The organism is Silicimonas algicola, from assembly GCF_003148765.1.
GTDB classification, from domain to species: Bacteria; Pseudomonadota; Alphaproteobacteria; order Rhodobacterales; family Rhodobacteraceae; genus Silicimonas; species Silicimonas algicola.
Window position 1 is genome coordinate 123,900 of the sequence record NZ_QGGV01000004.1, and the last position, 24,360, is coordinate 148,259.

Here is a 24,360-nt window from a genome sequence, read left to right on the forward strand (position 1 = left end):
TCATGGACATAGCGACCATTCTAAGGACGGAGGCCGTCAAGACGGTCTCCGCCATCAGCAGCAAGAAGCGTCTGTTCCACGAACTTGGCGACCTTGCCGCTCAGGTGTACGGACTGAAGTCCGCCGAGGTCGCAACGGCCTTGCAGGAGCGTGAGAGCCTGGGCCCCACGGGTGTCGGCGGCGGAATCGCGCTGCCTCACGCGCGTCTCGACGGTCTTCCGCAGGTTCACGGCCTCTTCATTCGGGTGGAAAAGCCACTCGACTTCGAATCCGTGGATCGCCAGCCCGTCGATCTGGTTTTCGCCCTCCTTGCGCCACAGGACGCGGGTGTCGAACATCTGAAGGCGCTCGCCGTCGTGTCGCGGACGATGCGCGACCCGGCCCTGTGCGCAAAGCTGCGAGCGAACTCCGACCCGCAGACTCTGCACACGCTCTTGACTGCCCAGCCCCGCGTTCAGGCCGCCTGACCCTCGGGCGTCCAGTCCGTGAAGCCGAACATCACGTAGTCACGCCTGTACGCCGCTTCGCAGGCCTCTCCGATCTGGCGCGTCACTACGTCCGACAAGCCGTGGACGTCTTGAACCAGAAATGAGCCCGCCACAGCCGGCATGGCAACGCCCACATCCCGGCAGAGATCGGACAGGGCTGCGTCGAGGTGGCTTTCGCGGACCACCCGGTCGGGCATCTGGAACTGTCCGATCGCGAACAGGAGCGTCGCCTGACTGGCCCAGGAGTTGTCGACTCGAACGGCCGTCTGTCCGCCCAGATTTCCCGCAAGGAACTTGAGGAACTTCAAGAAAGCTGCCCTGTGACGGTCCAGGGTCCAATCGGAGTCCGGCCAGCTGGACGGGAGAGGCACTCCATAATGTTCCACCAAGGCCGCTCGGATGTCGGCGTGCGTGTCGGCATCCGTAGGAAGAACGAAGCGGCAGAAGGCGTCGTGCGCTCGCGGCAGCGGATGACGCAGGACGGTGAAGGACCGATGTCCCGGATGCTGCCGCTTCCAGCGCCGCATGTCCTTCTGAGACATCCCCGTTTCTGTTTCTCCGTCCGGATCGACCTGGGACAGCCAATCGGGAATCGGGTCGAAACCGGCTCCCCGGATCGGCATGTAAAGAAGCGGCGTCGTCTTGCACACGCGGAAGAAACGAAGGCCTGGTCCCCTCTCGGGTTCGTGGATCGGCACCCGCCCCAGGTCGGGCATGAGCATTGTCTGCAACGCCTCTTCGGCGACGGTCGGGTTTGTCAGCCGCGCGGCGACAGGCGTTGGGTTCTGGACCTTCGCACGCACCTTGGCCGGATCGGGCGGGCCTTCCGCGCCGATGAAAGTCCCGAGTCCAGCCAGCACGTCGTCGTCCGACAAATCCTCGTAACCGATATGGAAAGCTGTCTGCCCGGTTACCTGCAGCGCGCGGGCGACACGAGACTGAAAGGCCGACAGTTCTTCGACGAACTCCACGTATTCCTCTGCGTCGAAGGGCACCTTGGCCGCGCGCGCCGTCGTCATGTCGCCCAGCCACCACTGTCCCGTCTTGCGCGCGATCTTGAGCGAGACATAGCTGTCGATCGGGCGCCGGGTGAGCACGATCTTCGCCGCCTTGGGGTCCTGAAGGACAAGGTCGATCGCCCGCGGATCGTGATCGTAAAACAGGCGAAAGCCCGGCAGGCCGCCTGCCGCCGTGCGCATTGCCGCAATGACGCGCAACGGATCTCTGTCCCGCGCGGTCATCGACAGGCCCCACATCGACGTCACTTCCGGCTTTCCGAAAAAGTGAGGATTGAACAGCTCTCCAAACGATTCGACGCCCGGCATGGCCGCGAGCTGCTCTTCCAGAAGATTCGATCCGGTGCGCATTCCCGCCAGCACCACGAAATAGTCGAAGCGTCGGGTCATCCGGCCTCCAGTCGGTCACTCGTCACGGGAACCTGTGCGACCTGCAGGCGCGATCCGGTTTCTCCGGCAAGGTGCGGGTTCATCCCGGCGTTGCGCAGGGCCTGAAGGAAATCGGCCAACCCCTCGACCGGTTGCAGGGCCGGCAAGCCCGTCAGCATGTGGTGTTCTGCACCTGAAAGGCTGTCGACGATCTCCTGCATCGGGTCCATCGGGCGTTCGAGGAACTCGGCCAGAGACCAGACCCGCGTTCGCGCCCTCGATCGACGTTCGTGCAACCGGGCCAGAAACGCCGCCTCGATCTTCTGAAGTCGCGCCGCCGCCCCACGCACCTCCGGGATCGGAAGTCCGGACCGAAGGAGAGGCAGCGCCCAGGCTCCGCTGACGACCGAAATCGTGGCGTTTCGATCGCGGGCGAGAAATGAGCCGATCCCCTGAGCGTCGCGGGGAGAGAACAGGAACGACTGGTGTTCGCCGCGCGTGTTCCAGACCAGGTTGCGCAGGAATGCCTCCGGGTCATGGTCCCGGACCGCTGCCTTATCGCAAAGCGCACCGGCGAACCCGGTCTGACCTCCGAAGAATTCCACACGTCCCTTGCCGAACAGATGTCCATGAACGCGGCTGCCTGTCGTCTGACCGATCCACGCTGCGAAATCCTTGAAGATATCGTCGAAGCCGTGAAAGACGGCATAGGGCGCTGCCGTCAGCCCGTTCTCGTAGCCTTCGCCGGGAAAGCGGCTCGCCATGACCAGCCCAGGCCGCCCGCGCGTCCGCCTCGTCACCGCCTGCGCGAAGGTCCGGTCGATCTGGCCCGCCGTCTCTCGCGGCGGAAGGTCGGGCCGGCCCATTTCGAGGAAGGCGCGGTAAAGTCTGTTGGCTCCGGGCCAGATCTTGCGCGCAAAGTATGCCGGGCTTTGGCGGAGAAGAAGGAGGTGGTCATCGTAGAAGACGTGTGGCTTCCCCTGGAAATCGAACTTCGACAGCGTCAGCGACCGGCTTTCGACTGTCGTGCCATAGTACCGGACCAGAGACTGAAAGTAGCTTTCGTCGGGAATCCATACCCGCCGGAAGTACCGGTCAAGGACGGGACGATCGGGATCGCTCAAGATCCGTTCCAGCGTCGCGCGGGTCAGGCACCACCATTGAGAACCCATATGCGGCTCTATTCCAGGGGGAATGCGTCTTTTCCGGCCTACGAGGCGCTGTAGTTCGACCCAGGCGTCGAACAGGCGCTGGTGCCTTTTCCAGGCGAAAGGAAAGCTGAGGGTGAAGCGTTCCTCGCTCAAGCCACCCTTGGTCCAAGGGACGTCCCCTATGGTCACGCTTTCAATGAAATCGGTTTTCGGATGCCGCGCCAGGAAGTCCGTCAACTGGTCGATCTGCTTGATCGGAAGGCAAGCGCCCGAAATCAGCGCCACGTGACCGATGTTCGGAGCCGTTGCCAGAAGTTGCTCCGTGGCGTTCCGGCTTGCGGACACCAGTGACCACGTCCCCCAATCGCAGACCTGCCTGGACGCGAAGGCGACGTTGTCCCTGTCGCCGACGGATTGGACGAAAGCCTCGTACCGCCGGACGGGGACGCGGCGGTCTACATGGATAACCACCGGGCAACCCGCGTCCGAGATAACTCGCGCTACCTGCGCGGCCCTGTGAAGCGCCTCGTGCGCCAGCATGACGAAGCCGACGCTCAAGCCCAGTTTCCCTTGGACATGAGGCCAAGCTGTTCAAGCTGCCGCCAGTTGATGTATCGCTCGGACCATTCGCACCAGAGACCGTTCTCGCCCTGCGTCTTCAGGTGATAGGCGTCGTATTCCCGGCCTCTGGCGAAGTGCTCCCGCCGGTGCGTTTCTTCGGCGGCCTTCGCGTCGAAATCGTTCAGAAACTTCGCGTGAAGCAGACAGCCCGACAGCTTTTCGCCGCCCGCCTCATCATAGACCTGGTTCAGTCCCCGCGGCAGCAGCATGTGGGTCGACGACACATAGGCGAAGCGGCGGTCCCACCTGACAAGCGGTATCTTGTTGAGCGACGGGGCGGCTTCGGGAGCCCCCTCGAAGAAGACGCGCGCCCGAGGTCCTCCCTGAATCCATAGGTTCCCGTACTTGGGATTCTTGCTGAACTGGTAGTTGCCGGCATCGAACCAGGCGGCAATCCTGAACGGATCGTCGCCGGGCTCATAGGGGTGTTCCGACGGTTGACCCTTAGGGTACATGTCCAGAAGCAAGGTTCCGAAAGACCTGATGCCAGACTGATCCAGCCAGTCGCACAACGCCGCGACGGGGCGACTGTCGCAAAAGGGATAAATCAGAAACTCGTCCGGATCGACCGTAAGCGTCCATCGCCCGTGTCCATGCCTGAAGCGAAGCCAGTTCAGCCAGTCGGTCCCGAACCGGCTTTTCCTATAGCTCGCCTCGGTGCGCCAGATCGAGACGTCAGGTTCAGATGAAAGCAGATCGATTCCGCCATCGTCAGAGCCGTTGTCGACGACGAAGAAATGTCCGATCCCGAGGCGACGGTAGTACGACAGAAAATACGGCAGACGCGGCTTTTCGTTCCGGATCGTCACGAAAGCCAGGACGGCGCCATTCGGAACGGATGACGTGCGGTCGGCGACGACTTCCAGCTCACGCCGTTTGCGGATGGCCCGGACCTGCCAGCGGCGTCGTTCGACCCGCAACCGGTATGCCGAGATCGCGCCCAGAGCCCCACTCCCCCAAGACCACGGGTCAGCGCGGTCCTCAGATCAAACCGAAGACCCGGTCGAAGTGCTTTTCCCAGGTCGGAAGCCTGTAGGCCCTCAGGGCCGCATGACGCCTGGACCGCTCTGCCAAGTCCTCGCTGGCCAACTCTCTGATGGCCCTGAACCATGCATACATGTCGCTTGTATCTGCGTAAATGGCCATGTCCCCTAGGTGGATCTCGGTCGTCCGTAGCGGCGCGGCGATCGTCGGAACACCCAATGTCGCCGCTTCGAACGGCGGCAGGCCATAGCCCTCGGCCAAGCTGGGAAAGAGCAGGGCCGTCGCACCTGTCAGATGCCGCTTCATCTCGCGATCCGGGAGCGGTCCAAGTTCGAAGACGGTGCGCCCCATCATCGGAGAGGTGTCCAGACGGTGGAACAACTCCTCGTTCTTCCACCCACGTGCGCCGATGATCCGCAGTTCGGGAATCCGCGCCTCATCCATCTTGCGATGCATCCGCTCCCAGATATCCAGAAGGAGCGCGTGGTTCTTTCGCGGCTCGATCGTCCCTATCGCGACAAAATACGGCTTTTCGGACACCTCGCGATCGATCGGCGGCGCGCCGATGTCGACCCCCAGAGGCGACACGACAACCGGTACGCGGTGGCCGGTGCCGATCATCCGTTGCTCGACCCTTTCGCGAACATCGTCGGACGGCACGACGATATGGTTCGCGAAGTTGATGACGGTCGTCAGCCGCTCGACGAACTTCGCCCGAGAGGCCTCGGTCTGGAATTCGGGGAAGTCGATGGGGATGGTGTCGTGGATCATTACCACCTTGGAATGATCCGGCATCTCCATCATCGCCCGCATCGTCTGCGGGTTGAGGTTCGTGTGACCGACGTTGAGATAGGCCAGCCCGTTCGGCATCCGCCACATGAACTTGCGGATCGACAGGCTTGGCATCCGCAGCGAAGCGATGGCGCGGATCGTCGACGCCTGATCGGCTCCGTCAAGATCCTCGCGGTCGAAGTATTCGGGAAGGCGACCCAGGCGATCCGGTTCGAAAAGAAGAAATCCGCGAGGCGTTCGGATGATGCCCCATCCCCCGCGCCGGATAACTTCTTCAAGGTAAGCACGTTCGACCCGATCGATGCCGGTCGCTGTCCCGTGTCCAAGTCGTGTAAACGACCTGCTCAGATCAAGAACCGGAGTAGCCAAGTTACGTGCTCGTTCTTCTTATCGCCCGTCGCAGGTCATCTTACTCGGCAGCGCGCGAGAGTGAGACAACCTCATTCAGATAGCGGGCAAATTCGTCATGCAGATCGTCACGCGCAAGCGCGAAACTGACCGTCGCCTGAAGAAACCCCGCCTTCGAGCCGCAGTCGAACCGCGTGCCTTCGAATTGCAGGCCATGCACCGGACGCTCGGCCTCGATCTCGGCAGCGATGGCGTCGGTCAACTGGATTTCTCCGCCGATCCCGGTCTTCGCCTTGTTGAGGTTGTTCATGACATCGGGCGTCAGGATATAGCGGCCGATCACCGCCAGGTTCGACGGTGCGTCGCGCTCCGGCTTCTCGACCATGCCCTTTACCTTGACCAGTCGACCGTGGGAATCCCCCTCGATGTCGAGAATGCCATAGGCCGAAGCCTTTTCTTCGGGCACCCGCATCGTGGCGACCATCGAGCCGCCGACCTCTTCGTAGGCTTCGGTCATCTGGGCGAGGCACGGCGTATCGGCCGCAATCACGTCGTCCGGCAGGATCACCGCGAAGGGCTCGTTTCCGACGAGGCGACGGGCGCACCAGACGGCGTGCCCAAGGCCCATGGGCTTGTGCTGGCGGATATAGGCGATGGCGCCGGAATCCATGTTGGTCGTCTTGAGGACCTCCAGAAGATCGGTCTTGTTCTTCTTGCGAAGCTCGCTTTCAAGCTCGGGGGCGTGGTCGAAGTAGTCCTCAAGCGCGGACTTGCCGCGCGAGGTCACGAAGATGAATTCCTTGATGCCTGCAGCGCGCGCTTCGTCGATCGCGTACTGGATCAGGGGACGATCCACGAGCGTCATGATCTCTTTCGGCACAGCTTTCGTCGCCGGAAGAAATCGCGTTCCCAGACCGGCGACAGGAAAGATCGCCTTCGTCACCTTACGCTTCATGCGTCTCTCACTCCACCGATGTCGCGCTTTTCACGCGTCTTATGACCAGCCCCGTTAACAATCTCACGGATCCCTCTCACATTTGCAACGCGACGCACTTCAACTTTCTTCCGGTAGGCAAATCGGCACCACTTGATCCACGGATCGGACCGTTCGGCACGACCGAACTGACCGCCTGTCTGAAGCCAGAACCCGGGGTCGACGTAACGCACACGATGGCGACGGTTGGTTAAAGAAAAGCTGAAGACACTGCATCGCTGGCCCGATGCGACCAGCTGACTGGCGTGCTCCACGAGACCGCGACGAGAGGCCAGCCTGCCTGTCAGAACCTCGTGCCCGGATGGAACCGCCATCATTGGAACGAAGGCATCAGGACTTTTCCCAATAGGCTCTAAGCTGGGCAAAGGCATCGAAAGCCCCACCTGCCACCCCTCTTTGAAGGTTCTCAGGATGCGACTTACGTCGCCGGGCTCGCAGCCTCCGTCGATCATGTGCCGCAACAGGCGCGCGCGTTCTCGGATCTCGATGCGGGCAACCAATTCGGACACATCGACACCTGGGTGCCGACGAAAGTAGAGCGCCGAACTTCGACCTATGTCGTGAAGGTCGAGAGGCACACGATCCGCCGTCCGTCGGACCGAGGCACCGAAGCCATGGTGAACTTCCGCCAACGGCGCCACCGCTGTGATATGGCCGGCATGGCAAAGGCGCATGGACAGGTCGGCGTCGTCCAGAAACCAGGCAAATGCTGGGTCGAACCCACCAAGTGACATCAGGATATCGCGTCGAACGGCCATGTTCGTACCGACCAGCTTCAACGCTCTTCCCGCCGAAAGCCTGGGCACGAACGCCTGTTCGCCTCTGTCCTCCTCGACATGTGTTTCCGCTTCCCGGTCGATCGACGTCACACGCGATTGAAAGCTCAGCCCGTTGCGGCCGCGTACGAATCCGACGGAGGCCGCCGCGCGCGTGGTGGCAAGGGCTTCGACGTGGTGCGCAAGCCAAAGAGGCTCCGGCACCGCGTCATCATCGATGAAGGCGCAGATCTCGCCGGCGGAGGCAGCGATCCCTGCATTCCGCGCCCTGGACAGGTTCGGCTCGTCGAACCTGACCCATTTCAGCGAGGAGACCTCGCCCGACGCCTGGCTTTCGGAGTCGGCCACAACGATCACTTCGAATGCGGGATAGTCGACCTGGCGCAGGGCCGTCAGACAGCGTCGAAGCCAATTCGGCCGGTGCCGGCTTGCAACGATGACGCTGACCCGGGGACCGTCCGACATCGGCCAGCCGTCATTCCTCGGCGAGCGTCACGCCCGGTGCGTAGGCAAGGAAGAACGGGTTCCGGAACGACGCCTTGCCATAGACAAGAGGGCGGTGGCTTTCCTTTTCGACGACCTGCCCACCGGCCGCGGTCAGAACCGCCTGTCCGGCTGCGGTATCCCATTCCATCGTCGGGCCGAGACGCGGATAGAAGTCGGCCTCACCCGCTGCGACCAGGCAGAACTTCAGGGACGAGCCTGCGCTGACAAGATCCGCGACGCCGTAGCGGGCGATATAATCGTCCGTCGCCTGATCCCGGTGCGACTTTGACGCGACAACGCGAAGGCCGGAATTGATCGGTTCAGAGACAGAAATGGCTCGGGTCTCGCCCATCTTCTCAAGATCGAAGCTCCCGCTCTCCTCGACCGCGCCGCCGTCCGCGCGGGTCAGGAACATACGTTGCTTGGCGGGCGCATAAACCGCGCCAAGCGTGGGCACGCCGTCCTCGACAAGGGCGATGTTGACGGTGAAGTCTCCGCGACGCTGCACGAACTCCTTGGTGCCGTCGAGCGGATCGACAATCAAAAAGGTTCGGGCGTCGAGACTGTGGGTTGCGGCCTGCTCTTCGGTCACGAGCGGCAGATCGGGAAATTCGGCGCGAAGGCCAGCCGAGATCAGGCGATCCGCGGCCTCGTCCGCTTCGGTCACGGGAGAGGCGTCTTCCTTCGACCTCACACCCATGTCGTCACGCTCATAGACTTCCATGATCGCGGCACCGGCCTCAATGGACAGGCGGCGCATTGCCGAAACCAGGGCTTCCCGGTCGTAAGTCATCACTTTTTCCATTTCGCGTGCTGTCCTTCACCACCGACACGGCTTATGATCGCGCGAACCTCGACAGACAACCCCGAAGCCCCTGGCGGGCACGTTGAGTACAGGCATGTTCCGACACGAACACAATCCATCGCTGGTCTATGGCGCCTATCGCCTGCTCGACCTGACGTATCACAACACCGTCCGTTCGGTCCGCAAGGGACACCGGGACGCTGTATTCGCCATTCTCTCAAGCATCCTGCAGACGCTTGTGATGGTTGCCGCGTTCTACCTCTTCATGTCCGTGATCGGGCTGCGACAGATGGCGATCCGCGGCGATTACGTCCTCTACATCATGTCGGGCGTCTTCGTCTTCATGGTCCACATCAAGGCGATGAGCAGCGTCGTGTCGTCCGAGGGTCCGACCGCTGCGATGATGCAGCATCTTCCGATGTCACCCACGATCTCGATCTGGTCGTCGGCCTTCAGCGCGCTGTACACCCAGATCATCGCAATGGCCGCCATCCTCGTCGGATATCATCTGCTGTGGCACCCACTGGTCGTCCACCAACCGGTCGGCGCCTTCGCGATGCTTCTGCTCGCATGGTTGTCGGGCGTTGCGATCGGCACGGTGTTGCTGGCCGCCAAGCCTTGGGTTCCGCAGCCAGTCGGCGTCGCGCAGCAGATCTATTCGCGTTTCAACATGTTCGCGTCGGGCAAGATGTTCGTCGCCAACGCCCTTCCCGCGAAGATGATCGCCATATTTTCATGGAATCCGCTGTTCCACATCATCGACCAGGGACGCGGCTACATCTTCATCAACTACAATCCCCTGAAGTCCTCTCTGACGTACCCGATCGTGGTCACAGCCATCCTTCTGATCATCGGCCTCATCTGCGAAAGCCAGACACGCAAGCACGTCTCGCTTAGCTGGACCGCCGGAAAATGATGCGCCTCGCTGTCGTCATCGCCTGCTTCGCCGCACCGGCGGCAGCGACGCAGGATGGCTGGCCTGCCCTCTATGACGTCTCGGGAGTTGCGGCGAACGACAGTCTCAATATCCGAAGCGAACCCGGAACTGGCGGCGATGTCATCGGGACGATCGAACCAGATGCGCGAGGGATCGAGGTTGTCAGGCCCAGTCAGCATCAGACATGGGGCCTCGTGAACCATGGCGAGACGACGGGGTGGGTTTCGCTCTCCTTCCTTGCGCGTCGACCGGGTCAGTGGCTGGGTCATGTGCCCGAGATACGCACTTGCTTCGGAACAGAGCCATTCTGGAACCTGTCGTTCGACGGCAATGCCATCGCCTGGTCGACCCCCGACGAAACGGCCGTCGGAGAACGTCTAGAGACATGGTCGACGCTGAACAGGCGCGATCTCCACGCTTTCGGTCTGCGGATCTCGCCGGACGATGAACCAGAGCGCGAGGGTGTCGCGATGCTTTCCCTCGCCTCGTGCAGCGACGGGATGAGCGACCGCGAGTTCGGCCTGAGGCTTGACCTTCTCCTCGGCACCTCCGACGAGCGAACTCTCCTGTCGGGATGCTGCTCCATTCAGCCGCCAGACGAGCGCCGGTGAACGGCAGGCGTCACCTCGCCGTGATCACGGCGCTCGCCGCCGCCTGCCCCGTCAACGCCGCCGACACTCTTGGCCAGATGACGGGCTTTCTCGACCAGGAAAGGCATACGTGGCACTTCATCGCCTTTGACCAGCGACAGAGACACGTCTCGAGCGCCAGCTTCCGCCAGACGCCCTACAAGGCGGAGCTGATCCTGCACGGACATGCCGAGCCGCATTTCGCCAGCCGCGGCGGGCTGTCCATCGAGGTGCGCTACAAGGGCACCTTCGACATGGGAGCGACACCCGTTGGACTGGACATCCTGTATCTGCCTGAAGGCCTGCGCGGTCCCATCTGGACCAGCAGCAACGCTGACGCGGCCCCAACGTTCGAGATCACGGACTTCACCGTCTGGGGAGAGGTGGGTCATGTCGAGGCTGTATTCTTCGCGCGACTCTGCCTGCGGCGCACGATCTACGCTCCGACCGATCGCAACACCTGCAAGACGCTCAACGGGCAGATCGCAACGGCACTTGTGGCGGAAGGGTCCTAGCCCGCAACGCGGAGGGTCACGTTGATGCGCCCTCCCTCGGGCAAAAGCGACGACGATCCGAACCGGATGCGGTCGATGCCGTGAAAGGCGAGACGCGCCGCCCCGGCAAGGACAGCCACGTCGCCGGAATCGAGCCACACGCTTTCGGTCGCGCCACCTCGCGAAGTGCCGCCGACACGGAACAGCGCCGAGTCTCCAAGCGAGATCGATACGACGGGCCAGGACGTGTCCGTCTCGTCTCGGTCCTGATGCATCCCCATTTTCGCGCCCTCGCCGTAGAAGTTGACGAGACACGAATCGGGTGGACGCGACGTGCCGGACACCGTGTTCCAGACGTCCAGGATGGACGTCGGTATTCCCGGCCAGCGATCCCCGTCCGGCTGCATCGGGTCATAGCGATATCCGGAACGATCCGTGACCCAGCCAAGGTCGCCCGCCGCCGTCATCCGGACGCTCATTCTGCGACCGCCGGGCGTCTCGTAGCGCCGGAACGGTGCAGCCGTCGCGACCTCTCGCAGGTCGGCGACCATCGCGTCCTGCGAAGGCTTGTCCAGAAGGCCTTTCCAGATCGAAACGCCCCTGACATCAAGAACGGACTCCGTCACCTTCCCGGCTCCTTCAAGTGACTCGCATTGCAGGCACTTCGCCGCCTCACCGCGCTTGCAGCACCGAAAGGCCCTCCCTATATAGCGCCGGGAAGCCGTGATGCCCCATGGCATCGCAAAATCACACTCCGGGATGGGACCGCGGCGCCGCAACGGGCCAACGTCCCTCATATCGCCGCAAGAGAGGACATGAGCATGGGTAAAGTTATCGGTATCGACCTCGGGACCACCAACAGCTGCGTCGCCATCATGGACGGATCGCAACCCCGGGTGATCGAGAACGCAGAAGGCGCGCGGACCACGCCGTCTATCGTCGCTTTCACCGAAAGCGAAAGGCTTGTGGGACAGCCCGCCAAGCGCCAGGCCGTCACCAACCCCGAGAACACCGTTTTTGCCGTGAAGCGTCTGATAGGTCGCCGCCTGGGCGACGCCGAGGTCGAGAAAGACAAGAAGCTCGTCCCCTACAAGATCATCGACGGCGGCAACGGCGACGCCTGGGTCGAAGTGCGCGGCGAGAAGTACTCTCCCTCGCAGGTCTCGGCCTTCATCCTTCAGAAGATGAAGGAAACCGCTGAATCCTACCTTGGCGAAAAAGTCGACCAGGCCGTCATCACGGTTCCGGCCTACTTCAACGACGCTCAGCGTCAGGCGACCAAGGACGCGGGCAAGATTGCCGGCCTCGAAGTCCTGCGCATCATCAACGAGCCGACGGCGGCGGCGCTCGCCTATGGTCTCGACAAGAAGGAATCGCGCACCATCGCGGTCTACGACCTCGGCGGCGGCACCTTCGACATCACCATCCTCGAAATCGACGACGGCCTGTTCGAAGTAAAGTCGACCAACGGCGACACGTTCCTCGGCGGCGAAGACTTCGACATGCGGATCGTCCACTACCTGGCGGACGAGTTCAAGAAAGAGCACGGCGTCGACCTGACGCTCGACAAGATGGCGCTTCAGCGCCTGAAGGAAGCGGCCGAGAAAGCCAAGATCGAGCTTTCGTCCTCGAACCAGACCGAGATCAACCAGCCGTTCATCTCGATGGATCGCAACACCGGCCAGCCTCTGCACATGGTCGTCAAGATGACCCGCGCGAAGCTGGAGTCCCTCGTCGGCGACCTCATCAAGAATTCGATCAAGCCGTGCCAGGCCGCGCTCAAGGACGCGGGCCTGTCGACGTCGGACATCGACGAAGTGGTGCTGGTCGGCGGTATGACCCGCATGCCCAAGGTCGTGGAAGAGGTGACGAAGTTCTTCGGGAAAGAGCCCCATAAAGGCGTCAACCCGGACGAAGTCGTGGCACTTGGCGCGGCGATCCAGGCCGGCGTCCTGCAGGGTGACGTGAAGGACGTCGTCCTTCTGGACGTCACGCCGCTGTCGCTTGGCATCGAGACGCTCGGCGGCGTCTTCACGCGCCTGATCGACCGCAACACGACGATCCCGACCAAGAAGTCGCAGATCTTCTCGACCGCCGAGGACAACCAGAACGCCGTGACCATCCGGGTCTTCCAGGGTGAACGCGAGATGGCGTCCGACAACAAGATGCTCGGCCAGTTCAATCTCGAGGATATCCCGCCCGCGCCCCGCGGCCTGCCCCAGATCGAGGTCACGTTCGACATCGACGCCAACGGCATCGTGTCGGTCAGCGCCAAGGACAAGGGCACGAACAAGGAACAGAAGATCACGATCCAGGCGTCGGGCGGTCTGTCCGACGAAGAGATCCAGAAGATGGTCCGCGACGCCGAGGAGAACGCCGAGTCCGACAAGAAGCGCAAGGACCTGGTCGAGGCCCGCAACGCGGCCGAAAGCCTTGTCCACCGGACCGAGCGCGACATCCAGGAGCATGGCGAGAAGGTCGATCCCTCGACGGTCGAAGCGATCGAGCTTGCCGTCGCAAACCTCAAGGAGCAGATGGAAACCGATGACGCGGGCAAAATCCGCGGCGGAATCCAGAATGTGACCGAGGCCGCGATGCGTCTGGGCGAGGCGATCTACAAGGCCCAGTCCGAGGGCGGCGAAGAAACCTCCGGCGACGAGGGTCCCCGCGGCGTGGACGACGACATCGTCGACGCCGACTTCGAGGACCTTGGCGACAACAAGCGCGGCTGAGGCGCATCCGAACGCGATCCAGGCCGGCCCAGCCCGATTGGGCCGGCCTTCGCGTTCAGAAGGGGATGAGACATGGCTAAGCGCGACTACTACGAGGTTCTCGGGATCTCGAAGGGCGCATCCGCCGAGGAGATCAAGAAGGCCTACCGCACCAAGGCGAAGGTTCTTCACCCTGACCGGAACGCCGATAAACCGGACGCGGAAGCGCAGTTCAAGGAAGTGAACGAGGCCTACGAGGTCCTCAAGGATGCCGACAAGAAGGCCGCGTACGACCGGTTCGGTCACGGCGCCTTCGACGGCAGCATGGGAGGCCCGCGCCCAGGACCGGGCGGCGCCTACGCAGGCGGCGATTTCGCTTCAGCCTTCTCGGATGTCTTCGACGACCTCTTCGGCGACATCATGGGCCGCCGTGGCGGCGCCGGCGGCCAGCGCGCGGTCCGCGGCTCGGACCTCCGCTACAGCCTTCGGGTGAGCCTCGAAGAAGCCTACAAGGGAATGCAGAAGACGATCAGCGTCCCGACCGCCTTGACCTGCGACACTTGCAAGGGCACGGGCGCCGAGGGCGGGACCGAGCCGCAGACCTGCCCGACCTGCTCGGGCATGGGCAAGGTCAGGGCAAGCCAGGGGTTTTTCACGGTCGAGCGCACCTGTCCGACGTGTCAGGGCTTGGGCAAAATCATCAAGAACCCGTGCAAGGTTTGCGGCGGCGCCGGTCGGATCGAGAAAGAGCGTTCTCTCTCGGTCAACATCCCGGCGGGCGTCGAAACCGGCACGCGCATCCGGCTGGCGGGTGAGGGCGAAGCGGGACTGCGCGGCGGACCCGCGGGCGACCTCTACATCTTCATCGAGGTGAAGGACCACGCCATATTCCAGCGCGACGGCGTCAATCTTTACTGTCGTGTTCCGGTCTCGATGACCTCTGCCGCACTTGGCGGCGACATCGAGGTGCCCACGATCGACGGTGGCCGCAGCCGGGTCAAGGTGCCCTCCGGCAGTCAGTCCGGCCGTCAGATGCGCCTGCGCGGCAAGGGGATGCCGTCGCTGCGGGGCGGCGCGTCCGGCGACATGATGATCGAACTCGCCGTCGAGACGCCCGTGAATCTGACGGGACGCCAGAAAGAGCTTCTGAAGGAATTCGAGAAGCTGTCGGAAGAGAACAACCCCGAAAGCGCGGGATTCTTTCGGACGGTGAAGAACTTCTGGGACGGCATGAAGGGCTGATCGTCCCCGACTTCGCGACAAAACTGGCCGATCTCGTGAACCGGGGTCGGCCTTTCGCATAATGCGCCGCAATTTCCCCGTAAACTTTGTAGAATGTGACCGAATGTGGTCTCAATTGGGGCGTTAATCGGTTCTGCACCTGTCCGGTGCTTGTCGCGAGTGAAGCCCATGACCCCTATCGAGCGCGTGTCCGCGAAATCCCGAGCCTTGGCCACCCTCGGTCTCGAGACGCATGTGAACCAGGGGGATTTGAAGGCCGCCTTCCGCAAGCTCGCTTTCGAAAAGCATCCCGACCGTGCGCAGGGGACGGGAGACGAATTCGCCCGGATCACCGACGCCTTCCGCTTCCTGTCGGACAACGCGGGTCAACTGGGAATCCCCGAAGCCCCGCCGGCGCCCCGCGTCGTGTCCACCCGCCGGGTCAGTCGTCCGACCGTCGAGCCGACGGAATCGGTGCTCGACGATCTTGCCATGGCTGAGTGCCGAGCAGCGTTCGAAGGCGACGTCAGCGGCACGGTCCATGTCGCCAGCCGGCTATACCGCACCGGCCGCCGGCTGACCTACTACGTCGCCACGCCAGCCGGTCAGGGGCTTAACCGCGTTTCGGTCCCGACGGGAGACCTGATAGACACGCGCCGCGTCTGCCCGGTCATCGTCACACTCGATTCGCGCGAGATTTTCGGCTGTGTCTATGAAGTGCCCGCGGCGGACTGCGCAAAGAGCTTCCCGGGCGCGCGCAGCGTCAGCTTCCGCTTCTCCCAGTAAGCCTTCCTTAACCGGACATCGCGCACATCTTCGGCATGGATCAAGCCCATGCCTTCGATGATGCGCCGCTTCCGCTCTTCACCGCGCCCGCTACGCCTGGCCGCCTGCCATCCTACCTGAAGGACCATCGCGCGCGGTTGCGGCAGCGATTCCTGGATGGCGGCGCGACAGCCATGCCGGACTATGAGCTGCTTGAACTCGTGCTCTTCCGCGCGATCCCTCGTCAGGACGTGAAGCCCCTTGCGCGAATGCTTCTGGACATGTTTGGGGATTTCAGCAGCGTCCTGTCTGCGTCGCGCGAAAGGCTTGCCGGGATCGACGGCGTCGGCGGCGCGGTGATCGTGGAGTTGAAGATCGTCGAAGCTGCGGCGCACCGCCTGGCACGCGCCCGCGTCATCGACCGCCCGGCGATCTCGGGCTGGGACGCGTTGCTCGCCTACTGCCGCACGACGATGGCGCACCGCGAGACCGAACAGTTCCGCATCCTGTTCCTCGACCGCAAGAACGTCCTGATCGCCGACGAGGAACAAGCGAGCGGAACCGTGGACCACGTCCCGGTCTATCCGCGAGAGGTCGTGAAGCGCGCGCTCGAACTCAACGCATCGGCCATCATACTGGTCCACAACCATCCGTCCGGTGACCCCTCTCCGTCAGAGGCCGACATTGCCGTTACCCGCCAGATCGGCGAGGCGGCGCGCGCTTTGTCGATCGTACTGCACGATCACCTCGTGATCGGCGCTGCACAGGAATTCTCTTTCCGGGCCGAAGGCTATCTCTGACGCACCCAGACCTCGACGCGGGCGTTGACGCGCCGTCCCCAAGCTGTGTCATTGCAGGCCATCGGCATCGCCTCTCCGAAGGCAATGGTTTCCAGTCGGGCTGGTTCTCCGTTGAGGGTGGCTTCCACGGCGCTCCGAACCACCTCGGCGCGTTTCTGGGACAAGCGCAAATTGTCGTCCTGTGCCCCAGTGCCGTCCGAGAAGCCTGCAAACACGATCGCCTCGCCATCGAACGCGCCGGCTGCAATCGCTTCGCCCAGGCGGCGGACGCTGGACGCGGACTGAGGATCGAGTTGGCTGGACCCCTCGAGGAAGCGGAACGTCAGGGTAAGGCGATCCATTGAAAGGAGGATGCCGACCATATCGCGAACGGCAGCCATCGCCGCGGGTTCTTCTCCGGCGGACAGGACCGCGTTCGCCACGCGGTCGCCTTGTCGGTCGAACCCGATGCGTTCGATGGACTGGTCGACGAAGCCAGCCGCGCGCACCACACGCTGTGCATCCTCGCTTCGCGCGAAAGCGATGAAATCGCGCAGGACCTTGGGCTGCCGGGCTCCAAGGCGCTGGAGGAAGAGAGGCTGCGTCAGAGGATAATCCTCGGCCTTGATGGTGGCGCGCGTGGCCGGCACGGCGAGGCCGCAGGCGCCGCCGATCACAAGGGGCACGGCACTCCCCATCGTGGAGAAGCTTGCGATTCCGAGAGCCTGGGGGTCGGCCGCCACGACCGAAGACAGCGCGGTGCCATCCGCGTGCAGCTGGGCGGAGGCAAAGGGTGCTCCGGGGTTCAGCAAGGACGGCAGGCGGTCTGCGTCCTGAGGAAGATGAAGCACCACGGGGATGTCAGGACCTCCGAGGTCCGCCCACGACGCTAGCCGACCCGACAGAAGCTCCGAGAGTTGCGTCGCCGACACCATGGCCCTTGCGTTGTCGGGCGCCACGACAGGCACGAAGGCGTCGAGCGCGATGACGTCTTGCCTGACGGCATCCTGGCCCGCGCGCGGCCCAAGGGACACGTCGACTTCGCGCGCAGCAAGCCGGGCAAGGGAATCACCGTCGACCGCTGCATCGACTACGGCGACGAGGCGGTCGGAGGTGATTTCGGTCAACTCCCAGATATGCCCGGAATCGTCACCGTTTCGGGAGGAAAGGCGCAGTCCTTGCCGATCGGCGAACGCCTGCATGAGGCGCGGCATGAGGCGATGCACCGCAGAACTGGTCCCTGCGACCCGCGCCCTCGCAACCAGTCCGGAGAGGTCGGGACAGTCGACACCCGCACAGGTGACGTCGCCGCTGTCCAGGGTTACGGCGCCGAAGCCCGTGTCGATGCGGAAGAACTCGCCATCGAAAGAAAGAAGCTCGCCTTCCATCGAAAGGCTGCCGTCGAGCGTCGTCAGCACGACAGACCCTGCTGAAACCGGCGACGCCAATCCAAGGCCAGCCATGAGAATGAGGCAACGCAGGATCATGGGTCCGACCCGTTCAGCGTTCTGCGATCCTGGTGTGGTCGAACAGGTTTTTCAAGCGCGTCACCTGGCCGACATGTCTGCACCCCGGCATCTCCATCTCGAACGCCCGCACGGTCGGCAGTCCCGAAGCGCGTGACTGTATGGCCGTCGCGCTGACCGTGCGGCCGCAATTCGCAGATGTGACCTCGGCAACGACGACGAGTTCTGTCGTCTCTGACCCGGAATAGACTTCGGCGGACGCTCCACCGCTACCATCTCCCAGACGATAAGACCTTTCTTCGCCGAGGGTGTCGGGGGCCTGCATGCGCAAGACTTGCGGTCCCGACCAAGAGAGCACGGCGTGATGCGTGATGCGTGCATCAGGCATGAAAAGCGATGCCGCCACAGGGGCTCCGTCGACCTCGGCAGCGACCCGGACATCAAGGGAAAGCGCGGGGATCGTCACGGAATAGGCGCCACGCCCGTCAAGCCTTCCGTCCAGACGAAATGTGCCGTCCGTAAGCGAAACGCCTCGGCCGCCGCCGCACGGAGCCAGGATGGCAACGGCGACCGCGGCATCACCGGCGGCCGACAGCGTCATTAGCGGGTCGCACGCGGCATCGACGCGACTGCCGGGTGAGTGGATGATCGGAACCAGGGTCGCTGCCGGAGGAACGGGAAGAGGCCGGGGAACGTCGCGTCTGCGAAGCTCTGGCGCCGCGTCGGGAGCCTCGTCCATCCGAACGACGGGGTCGCGGTCCGCCAGCACGGTTTGCATGATGTGGCCGGTCAGAAACGCGATGAGCAGCACGACAGCAACTGTCGCCGCCCTGCGCCGATCCGGCGGGAAAGGTATGCCCATCTCTGCCTCCGTCCGGCCCGCTCTGCGACGGGTCCGAGTTCTTCTCCGACAGACTAGGGAAAATCGGCAAGGACGCCCGCCCGCAAGTGCTGCCGGCGGGATTTCACCCGGTATTGAGACGATTGGGCCACAGGCCGAAGGTCAGAGAGCTCCGTGGCAATGCTTGAACTTCTTGCCCGATCCGCAGGGACAGGCGTCGTTCCGGCCCGGATTGCCCCAGGTCGACTGATCCGTCTCGTCGAAGCCCTCGACCGCCCCTGTCGGCGCCGGATCGGCGTCGTTGGAGACCGGGGTCGCCGCCGCTGCCTGTGCCTGCCTCTGGGCGACCATCTGCTGCAACATCGCCTGTTGCTCTTCTTCGGTCATTGGCCGGATATGCGCCAGCTTCTCGGAGACCTCGCCTCGCAGACCGTCGATCAGGCTGCCGAAAAGCTGGAACGCCTCGGTCTTGTACTCGTTCACCGGGTCGCGCTGCGCATAGGCACGGAAGCCAACGACGGACCGAAGATGCTCGAGCGTCAGGATGTGCTCCCGCCACTTCGCATCCATCGTCTGAAGCAGGATCTGCTTCTCGATCGACCGCATGTTCTCGGACCCGAAGGCATCCGCCTTTGCGGCCATGAACTCGTCGGACTTCTCATAGAGACGCTCACGGATGTCGTGGTCGTCGACGCCCTCTTCCTCGGCCCATTCAACGATCGGGACGGTGATGCCCACCTTCTTCTCGATCTCGGCCTTCAGCGCGACGGTGTCCCATTGGTCCGCATAGGACTTGGGAGGCATGTAGGTGTCGACCAGATCGTCGATGACCTCGTGCCGCATGTCCTGAAGGATTTCCTCGACGTCATTCGTCTCCATGATCTCGCGGCGCTGCTTGAAGATGACCTTGCGCTGGTCGTTCAGAACGTCGTCGAGCTTCAGAAGTTGCTTGCGGATGTCGAAGTTGCGGCCCTCCACCTTGGCCTGCGCGCGCTCCAGCGACTTGTTGACCCAAGGGTGCTGGATCGCCTCTCCTTCCTGCATCCCGAGAGTGTGCAGGACCTTGTCCAGACGCTCGGATCCGAAAATGCGCATCAGGTCGTCTTCCAGCGACAGGGAGAACGCCGAACGGCCGGGGTCGCCCTGACGGCCCGAACGGCCGCGAAGCTGGTTGTCGATCCGTCGGCTTTCGTGGCGCTCGGTGCCGAGGACGAACAGGCCACCCGCCTCCAGCACCTTCCGCTTGTCGTCGGCGTGCTCGGCCTCGATGCGCGACCGGATCACTTCGGGATCGGCGTCGGGATCCGCCTCCAAAGCTTCCAGCACCCGCAGTTCGACGTTACCGCCAAGCTGGATGTCGGTACCGCGGCCGGCCATGTTCGTCGCTATGGTCACCGCGTTCGGCTTGCCGGCATCTGCAACGATCTGCGCTTCCTGCTCGTGGTGCCGGGCATTCAGCACCTTGTGCGGGATGCCTTCCTTTTCCAGCAATCCGGAGAGGAATTCGGACCTCTCGATGGAGGTCGTGCCGACCAGCACCGGCTGGCCCTTTTCGTGCGCGGCGCGGATTTCCTTGACGATGCCATCGTATTTTTCGCGGGCCGTGCGATAGATCTGGTCGTCCTCATCCACGCGGGCGATATCGCGGTTCGTCGGGATCTCGACCACGCCAAGGCGATAGATCTCGCCGAACTCCTCGGCCTCGGTCGCCGCCGTGCCGGTCATACCGGCAAGCTTTTCGTAGAGGCGGAAGTAGTTCTGGAATGTCACGCTGGCGAGCGTCACGTTCTCGGGCTGGATCTGGACGCCTTCCTTGGCCTCGATCGCCTGGTGGAGACCGTCGGAAAGACGCCGACCGGCCATCATCCTGCCCGTGAACTCGTCGATCAGGACGATTTCGTCACTGCGGACGATATAGTCCTTGTCCTTCGTGAACAGCTTGTGCGCACGTAGACCCTGGTTGATGTGGTGAACCAGCGTCGTTGACTCGGGATCGTAAAGCGATTGCTCTTCCGGCAGAAGACCGGCGCTGTGGAGCCGCTGCTCCAGGAACTCGTTGCCCTCTTCCGTGTAGGTCACGTTTCGGGTCTTCTCGTCGAGCGTATAGTGCTCGGGCAGGACCTCGGGAATGATCTCGTTGATCGTCCTGTAAAGCTCGGAGCGGTCCTGGCTCGGTCCCGAGATGATCAGCGGCGTCCGCGCCTCGTCGATCAGGATCGAGTCGACCTCGTCGACGATGGCGTAATAGTGCCCTCGCTGCGCCATGTCGGCCAGCGACGCCTTCATGTTGTCGCGAAGGTAGTCGAAGCCAAGCTCGTTGTTCGTGGCGTAGGTAATGTCGGCCTTGTAGGCCTCGCGCTTCTCGGCTTCGTTCTGGCCGGGATAGACCACGCCGGTCGTCAGGCCGAGCTGCGCATAGACCTTCCCCATCCAGCTTGAGTCCCGCTTCGCGAGATAGTCGTTCACCGTCACGATATGGACGTTCTTGCCCGTCAGCGCGTTCAGGTAGGCCGGGAAGGTGGCGACAAGGGTTTTGCCCTCGCCGGTCTTCATCTCGGCGATGTTGCCCTGGTGCAGGAAGATGCCACCGACGAGCTGTACGTCGAAGGCCCGCAGACCCAGGGCGCGCCTGGCGGCCTCACGGCAGTTCGCAAAGGCTTCGGGAAGCAGGTCGTCAAGGCTTTCGCCCTTCGCCACACGCTCCTTGAACTCGGCCGTCTTCGCCTTCAGACCGTCATCCGACAGCGCCGCGAACTCGGGCTCCAGTGCGTTGATCCGCGCGATGAGAGGGTCTGTTGCCTTGATCCTGCGGTCATTGACCGTTCCAAAGACCTTCTTTGCAATCGTTCCGAATCCGAGCATTCAAACCGCCTTTTCGCGTGAACCTGACGAGATCGTGTGAGGGGATGCGCTTGCCCGTGCCACCGGCCCGCCATAGAACGGCGAAGCGATTGCCGCCTCACCACAACGTTCAGCGATGTAAGGGGCGGGTTTCAGACTGTCAACGTCGCGGACCCGCGCGGCTTCGAGCGAGGAAAACAAATGACCATCAGGCCAACCCTGCCGGCCCTGGCGACCGCCGTCGCCCTGTGCCTGCCTACATTTGCAGCAGCCCAGGACACTCCGGTCGCGGAAACCCCTTCCACCGACGCCCCGGCCGCCGAAGCGCCCGCGACCGACGCCCCCGTCGCCGAGGCCCCGGCGGGCGAAGCGCCGGATGCAGAGACCGTTGTCGCCACAGTGAACGGCACGGATATCACGCTTGGACACATGATCGTGCTTAAGCAGCGCCTGCCGGAGCAGTATCGCCAGCTTCCGCCGAATGTCCTTTTCGACGGGATCCTCGACCAGCTCGTGCAGCAGACCCTTCTCGGTCAAGAAGTCGAGCAGCTATCGGCTGGGTCGCAATTGACCATCGACAACGAAATGCGTGCGCTTCGCGCCAATGAAGAGCTGTCGCGTCTGGCCCAGTCCGCGGTGACGGACGAGGCCCTGCAAGCCGCCTATGACGCAAGCTATGGCTCGGCCGAGCCTGGGACGGAGTACAACGCGTCCCACATCCTGGTTGCGACCGAGGATGAGGCGAAGGCGCTCGTCGAGGAAATCAACGGCGGCGCCGACTTCGCCGAATTGGCCAAGACCAAGTCGACCGGCCCATCCGGCCCCCGCGGTGGCGAGTTGGGCTGGTTCGGCGAAGGCGCGATGGTCGAACCCTTCGAAGTTGCCGTCAAAGCCATGGAGCCCGGCAGCGTGTCGGCTCCGGTCCAGACGCAGTTCGGCTGGCATGTCATCAAGCTGAACGAGACGCGCCAGGCAACGGCGCCGGCCCTCGATGACGTTCGCACCGAGCTTATGGATCAGGTGCAGCGCAGCGCCATCGAGGCGCGGATCGAAGAACTGACCTCGGCGGCCGATGTGACGCGCAAATCCTCGGCCGACATCGACCCTGCGGTCCTCGACGATCTGAGCCTCCTGGGGGAATAGATGGCTGGAAAATATCCCGTCTCTCCGCTTGCGCCGAAGGACGGGTTTCCCGCCCTTCCCCCTATTGCCGGCGTCCGTTTCTCGACGGTCGCCGCTGGCGTCCGCTACGCTGGCCGCACCGACGTGATGCTGGCCGAGCTGGCGCCGGGCACCGTCATGGCGGGCACGTTCACGCGCTCGAGGACACGGTCGGCGCCCGTTCTGGACTGCGAAGCGAAGATCGGGGGTGGGTCTGATGAAGGCGCCGCCATTCTGGTCAACTCCGGCAACTCGAACGCCTTCACCGGCATCCGGGGTGTCGAGGCGGTGAGGGCGGTGACCGCCAAGGTGTCGGACGCCCTCGGCATTCCCGAGGGTCGGGTCTTCACCTCCTCTACTGGCGTCATCGGCGAGCCGCTCCCCCATGACCGCATCACTGCTGTCATTGCGGCCTTGCGTGACACCCTCACCGAGACGGGCATCGCGGACGCCGCACGTGCGATCATGACGACAGACACCTTCCCCAAGGGATCGGTCAGAACGTTCGAAGTGAACGGAAAAATAGTCACTATCGCCGGGATCGCGAAGGGTTCCGGCATGATTGCTCCCGATATGGGGACGATGCTGGTCTACATCTTCACCGATGCGATGACCGACCGTGCGCACCTTCAGTCGCTCGTCTCGCGGTCCACGGATCGCACGTTCAATTGTATCACCGTCGACAGCGACACCTCGACTTCGGATACACTCCTCTGCGCGGCCACCGGGGCGTCGGGCGTCGACGTTCGGGAAGACGACGCGTTCGCTCAGGCGCTCGAGGAGGTGATGGACGACCTCGCCAAGCAGGTCGTCAAGGATGGCGAGGGGGCGACTAAATTCGTGACGGTCAACGTCTTGGGCGCAGCATCGGATGCCGACGCGCGCCGTGTCGCCATGGCCATCGCCAACTCCCCTCTCGTCAAGACCGCAATTGCTGGCCAGGATCCCAACTGGGGCCGCGTCGTCATGGCCGTTGGCAAATCCGGCGCCGAAGCCGACCGGGACCGGCTTTCCATCCGCTTCGGTGATATTCTCGTCGCGGAGAACGGCATGGTCGCGGACGGCTATCGCGAGGCCGATGCGGCGGCGCACATGAAGGGTGAAAACGTCACTGTTTCGGTGGATTTGGGCCTCGGTCAAGGGACATCGACCGTCTTCACCTGCGATCTGACCGCGCAATACATAGCGATCAACGCAGACTACAGGTCGTGAAGACAGTCCTTGTTTCGGCCGTTGCGCTGATCGATCCCGACGGGCGGATTTTGCTGGCGCAACGCCCGGAAGGGAAAAGCCTGGCTGGTCTGTGGGAGTTCCCGGGCGGAAAGGTCGAACCCGGCGAAACGCCCGAGGCAGCCTTGATCCGCGAGCTTCACGAGGAGATCGGGATTGAAACCTGGCAAAGCTGCCTCGCCCCCCTGACCTTCGCAAGCCACAGCTATGACGACTTTCACCTGCTGATGCCGCTGTTCGCATGCCGCAAATGGCAGGGCACACCTACGGCGCGCGAGGGCCAGGTGCTGAAATGGGTTCGGCCGACAGCACTTCGCGACTATCCCATGCCGCCCGCCGATCTGCCTCTGATCCCGATCCTGCGCGACTGGCTCTAAGGCCCTATCCGAAAGGTGAGCAGATTTTGGGTGATTTCACCCAAGGCTTCGTGTAGCTCGGTAGATGCCTGCCTGGGG

At 63.2% G+C, this 24,360-nt stretch carries 22 protein-coding genes; 11 read left to right on the plus strand and 11 right to left on the minus strand.

The annotated features are described in order from the left end of the window. Positions 1–2 precede the first annotated feature (2 nt). Positions 3–467 (plus strand): PTS sugar transporter subunit IIA, encoded by a 465-nt coding sequence (locus C8D95_RS10525; protein WP_109759144.1) that lies wholly within the window; start codon positions 3–5, stop codon positions 465–467. Here C8D95_RS10525 and C8D95_RS10530 read toward each other — a convergent pair. The 7 genes from C8D95_RS10530 to cysQ are packed head-to-tail and all read right to left on the minus strand — an operon-like array spanning position 455 to position 8,818. Continuing rightward, on the minus strand, positions 455–1,894 hold the full coding sequence (locus tag C8D95_RS10530; RefSeq protein ID WP_109759145.1) for a nodulation protein NodH: 1,440 nt from the start codon (positions 1,892–1,894) through the stop codon (positions 455–457). The two genes, C8D95_RS10525 and C8D95_RS10530, sit on opposite strands and share 13 nt — an antisense overlap. Next, on the minus strand, positions 1,891–3,582 hold the full coding sequence (locus tag C8D95_RS10535) for a DUF5927 domain-containing protein (protein WP_109759146.1): 1,692 nt from the start codon (positions 3,580–3,582) through the stop codon (positions 1,891–1,893). Before C8D95_RS10535 ends, C8D95_RS10530 begins: the two co-directional genes overlap by 4 nt. Then, positions 3,579–4,589 carry a glycosyltransferase family 2 protein gene (locus C8D95_RS10540; RefSeq protein WP_109759147.1) on the minus strand — a complete coding sequence of 337 codons (1,011 nt, stop codon included), beginning with the start codon at positions 4,587–4,589 and terminating at the stop codon, positions 3,579–3,581. The genes C8D95_RS10535 and C8D95_RS10540 overlap by 4 nt, the downstream gene beginning before the upstream one ends. A 37-nt stretch (positions 4,590–4,626) precedes the next feature. Beyond that, positions 4,627–5,790 carry a glycosyltransferase family 4 protein gene (locus C8D95_RS10545; RefSeq protein ID WP_109759148.1) on the minus strand — a complete coding sequence of 388 codons (1,164 nt, stop codon included), beginning with the start codon at positions 5,788–5,790 and terminating at the stop codon, positions 4,627–4,629. A gap of 40 nt (positions 5,791–5,830) precedes the next feature. After that, positions 5,831–6,724: a UTP--glucose-1-phosphate uridylyltransferase GalU gene (galU, locus tag C8D95_RS10550; RefSeq protein ID WP_109759149.1), complete on the minus strand. Its 894-nt coding sequence runs from the start codon at positions 6,722–6,724 to the stop codon at positions 5,831–5,833. Beyond that, positions 6,721–8,004 carry a glycosyltransferase family 2 protein gene (locus C8D95_RS10555; RefSeq protein WP_109759150.1) on the minus strand — a complete coding sequence of 428 codons (1,284 nt, stop codon included), beginning with the start codon at positions 8,002–8,004 and terminating at the stop codon, positions 6,721–6,723. The genes galU and C8D95_RS10555 overlap by 4 nt, the downstream gene beginning before the upstream one ends. A 10-nt stretch (positions 8,005–8,014) precedes the next feature. Further along, positions 8,015–8,818, minus strand: coding sequence for a 3'(2'),5'-bisphosphate nucleotidase CysQ (gene cysQ / locus C8D95_RS10560; protein WP_109759368.1), 804 nt, complete (start codon positions 8,816–8,818; stop codon positions 8,015–8,017). Between the two features lie 106 nt (positions 8,819–8,924). On the opposite strand from cysQ, the gene C8D95_RS10565 reads away from it, so the two are divergent. Genes C8D95_RS10565 through C8D95_RS10575 form a run of 3 tightly spaced genes read left to right on the plus strand, consistent with a single transcriptional unit; the run spans position 8,925 to position 10,911 of the window. After that, positions 8,925–9,746 (plus strand): ABC transporter permease, encoded by an 822-nt coding sequence (locus C8D95_RS10565; protein WP_109759151.1) that lies wholly within the window; start codon positions 8,925–8,927, stop codon positions 9,744–9,746. Further along, positions 9,743–10,378: an SH3 domain-containing protein gene (locus tag C8D95_RS10570; protein ID WP_109759152.1), complete on the plus strand. Its 636-nt coding sequence runs from the start codon at positions 9,743–9,745 to the stop codon at positions 10,376–10,378. The genes C8D95_RS10565 and C8D95_RS10570 overlap by 4 nt, the downstream gene beginning before the upstream one ends. Further along, complete coding sequence (locus tag C8D95_RS10575) at positions 10,375–10,911, plus strand: hypothetical protein (protein ID WP_109759153.1); 537 nt, start codon at positions 10,375–10,377, stop codon at positions 10,909–10,911. The genes C8D95_RS10570 and C8D95_RS10575 overlap by 4 nt, the downstream gene beginning before the upstream one ends. Here the strand turns inward: C8D95_RS10575 and C8D95_RS10580 are convergent. Further along, the gene (locus tag C8D95_RS10580; RefSeq protein WP_241239753.1) at positions 10,908–11,516 is read right to left on the minus strand and encodes an alpha-ketoglutarate-dependent dioxygenase AlkB family protein; all 609 of its coding nucleotides are present in this window, start codon (positions 11,514–11,516) and stop codon (positions 10,908–10,910) included. The genes C8D95_RS10575 and C8D95_RS10580 overlap by 4 nt on opposite strands. A gap of 195 nt (positions 11,517–11,711) precedes the next feature. Between C8D95_RS10580 and dnaK the strand changes: the two genes are divergently transcribed. The 4 genes from dnaK (at position 11,712) to radC (ending at position 16,387) form a co-directional block, all read left to right on the plus strand. After that, positions 11,712–13,622, plus strand: coding sequence for a molecular chaperone DnaK (dnaK, locus tag C8D95_RS10585; protein ID WP_109759155.1), 1,911 nt, complete (start codon positions 11,712–11,714; stop codon positions 13,620–13,622). Positions 13,623–13,694: 72 nt separating this feature from the next. Next, positions 13,695–14,843 carry a molecular chaperone DnaJ gene (gene dnaJ / locus C8D95_RS10590; protein ID WP_109759156.1) on the plus strand — a complete coding sequence of 383 codons (1,149 nt, stop codon included), beginning with the start codon at positions 13,695–13,697 and terminating at the stop codon, positions 14,841–14,843. 168 nt (positions 14,844–15,011) lie between these two features. Continuing rightward, complete coding sequence (locus C8D95_RS10595) at positions 15,012–15,608, plus strand: J domain-containing protein (protein WP_109759157.1); 597 nt, start codon at positions 15,012–15,014, stop codon at positions 15,606–15,608. Between the two features lie 35 nt (positions 15,609–15,643). Beyond that, positions 15,644–16,387: a RadC family protein gene (gene radC, locus C8D95_RS10600; protein ID WP_109759158.1), complete on the plus strand. Its 744-nt coding sequence runs from the start codon at positions 15,644–15,646 to the stop codon at positions 16,385–16,387. Here radC and C8D95_RS10605 read toward each other — a convergent pair. The 3 genes from C8D95_RS10605 to secA all read right to left on the minus strand — a co-directional run bounded on the left by C8D95_RS10605 (position 16,378) and on the right by secA (position 21,535). Further along, the gene (locus C8D95_RS10605) at positions 16,378–17,853 is read right to left on the minus strand and encodes a phosphate ABC transporter substrate-binding/OmpA family protein (RefSeq protein ID WP_109759159.1); all 1,476 of its coding nucleotides are present in this window, start codon (positions 17,851–17,853) and stop codon (positions 16,378–16,380) included. The two genes, radC and C8D95_RS10605, sit on opposite strands and share 10 nt — an antisense overlap. Positions 17,854–17,866: 13 nt before the next feature. Further along, complete coding sequence (locus C8D95_RS10610; protein WP_164721777.1) at positions 17,867–18,433, minus strand: hypothetical protein; 567 nt, start codon at positions 18,431–18,433, stop codon at positions 17,867–17,869. Positions 18,434–18,835: 402 nt separating this feature from the next. After that, positions 18,836–21,535, minus strand: a complete 2,700-nt coding sequence (gene secA, locus C8D95_RS10615) for a preprotein translocase subunit SecA (RefSeq protein ID WP_109759161.1) — start codon at positions 21,533–21,535, stop codon at positions 18,836–18,838. Between the two features lie 180 nt (positions 21,536–21,715). Between secA and C8D95_RS10620 the strand changes: the two genes are divergently transcribed. The 3 genes from C8D95_RS10620 to mutT are packed head-to-tail and all read left to right on the plus strand — an operon-like array spanning position 21,716 to position 24,282. After that, on the plus strand, positions 21,716–22,657 hold the full coding sequence (locus tag C8D95_RS10620) for a peptidylprolyl isomerase (RefSeq protein WP_109759162.1): 942 nt from the start codon (positions 21,716–21,718) through the stop codon (positions 22,655–22,657). After that, positions 22,658–23,887: a bifunctional glutamate N-acetyltransferase/amino-acid acetyltransferase ArgJ gene (gene argJ / locus C8D95_RS10625; RefSeq protein WP_109759163.1), complete on the plus strand. Its 1,230-nt coding sequence runs from the start codon at positions 22,658–22,660 to the stop codon at positions 23,885–23,887. Beyond that, positions 23,884–24,282 (plus strand): 8-oxo-dGTP diphosphatase MutT, encoded by a 399-nt coding sequence (gene mutT, locus C8D95_RS10630; RefSeq protein WP_109759164.1) that lies wholly within the window; start codon positions 23,884–23,886, stop codon positions 24,280–24,282. Before argJ ends, mutT begins: the two co-directional genes overlap by 4 nt. Positions 24,283–24,360: the final 78 nt, after the last annotated feature.

Coding starts and splice junctions, on each gene's coding strand:
- C8D95_RS10525 (WP_109759144.1), top strand. CDS start 3: ATGGACATAGCGACCATTCTAAGGACGGAGGCCGTCAAGACGGTCTCC.
- C8D95_RS10530 (WP_109759145.1), bottom strand. CDS start 1,894: ATGACCCGACGCTTCGACTATTTCGTGGTGCTGGCGGGAATGCGCACC.
- galU (WP_109759149.1), bottom strand. CDS start 6,724: ATGAAGCGTAAGGTGACGAAGGCGATCTTTCCTGTCGCCGGTCTGGGA.
- C8D95_RS10555 (WP_109759150.1), bottom strand. CDS start 8,004: ATGTCGGACGGTCCCCGGGTCAGCGTCATCGTTGCAAGCCGGCACCGG.
- cysQ (WP_109759368.1), bottom strand. CDS start 8,818: ATGACTTACGACCGGGAAGCCCTGGTTTCGGCAATGCGCCGCCTGTCC.
- C8D95_RS10565 (WP_109759151.1), top strand. CDS start 8,925: ATGTTCCGACACGAACACAATCCATCGCTGGTCTATGGCGCCTATCGC.
- C8D95_RS10570 (WP_109759152.1), top strand. CDS start 9,743: ATGATGCGCCTCGCTGTCGTCATCGCCTGCTTCGCCGCACCGGCGGCA.
- dnaK (WP_109759155.1), top strand. CDS start 11,712: ATGGGTAAAGTTATCGGTATCGACCTCGGGACCACCAACAGCTGCGTC.
- dnaJ (WP_109759156.1), top strand. CDS start 13,695: ATGGCTAAGCGCGACTACTACGAGGTTCTCGGGATCTCGAAGGGCGCA.
- C8D95_RS10595 (WP_109759157.1), top strand. CDS start 15,012: ATGACCCCTATCGAGCGCGTGTCCGCGAAATCCCGAGCCTTGGCCACC.
- radC (WP_109759158.1), top strand. CDS start 15,644: ATGGATCAAGCCCATGCCTTCGATGATGCGCCGCTTCCGCTCTTCACC.
- C8D95_RS10605 (WP_109759159.1), bottom strand. CDS start 17,853: ATGATCCTGCGTTGCCTCATTCTCATGGCTGGCCTTGGATTGGCGTCG.
- C8D95_RS10610 (WP_164721777.1), bottom strand. CDS start 18,433: ATGACGCTGTCGGCCGCCGGTGATGCCGCGGTCGCCGTTGCCATCCTG.
- secA (WP_109759161.1), bottom strand. CDS start 21,535: ATGCTCGGATTCGGAACGATTGCAAAGAAGGTCTTTGGAACGGTCAAT.
- C8D95_RS10620 (WP_109759162.1), top strand. CDS start 21,716: ATGACCATCAGGCCAACCCTGCCGGCCCTGGCGACCGCCGTCGCCCTG.
- argJ (WP_109759163.1), top strand. CDS start 22,658: ATGGCTGGAAAATATCCCGTCTCTCCGCTTGCGCCGAAGGACGGGTTT.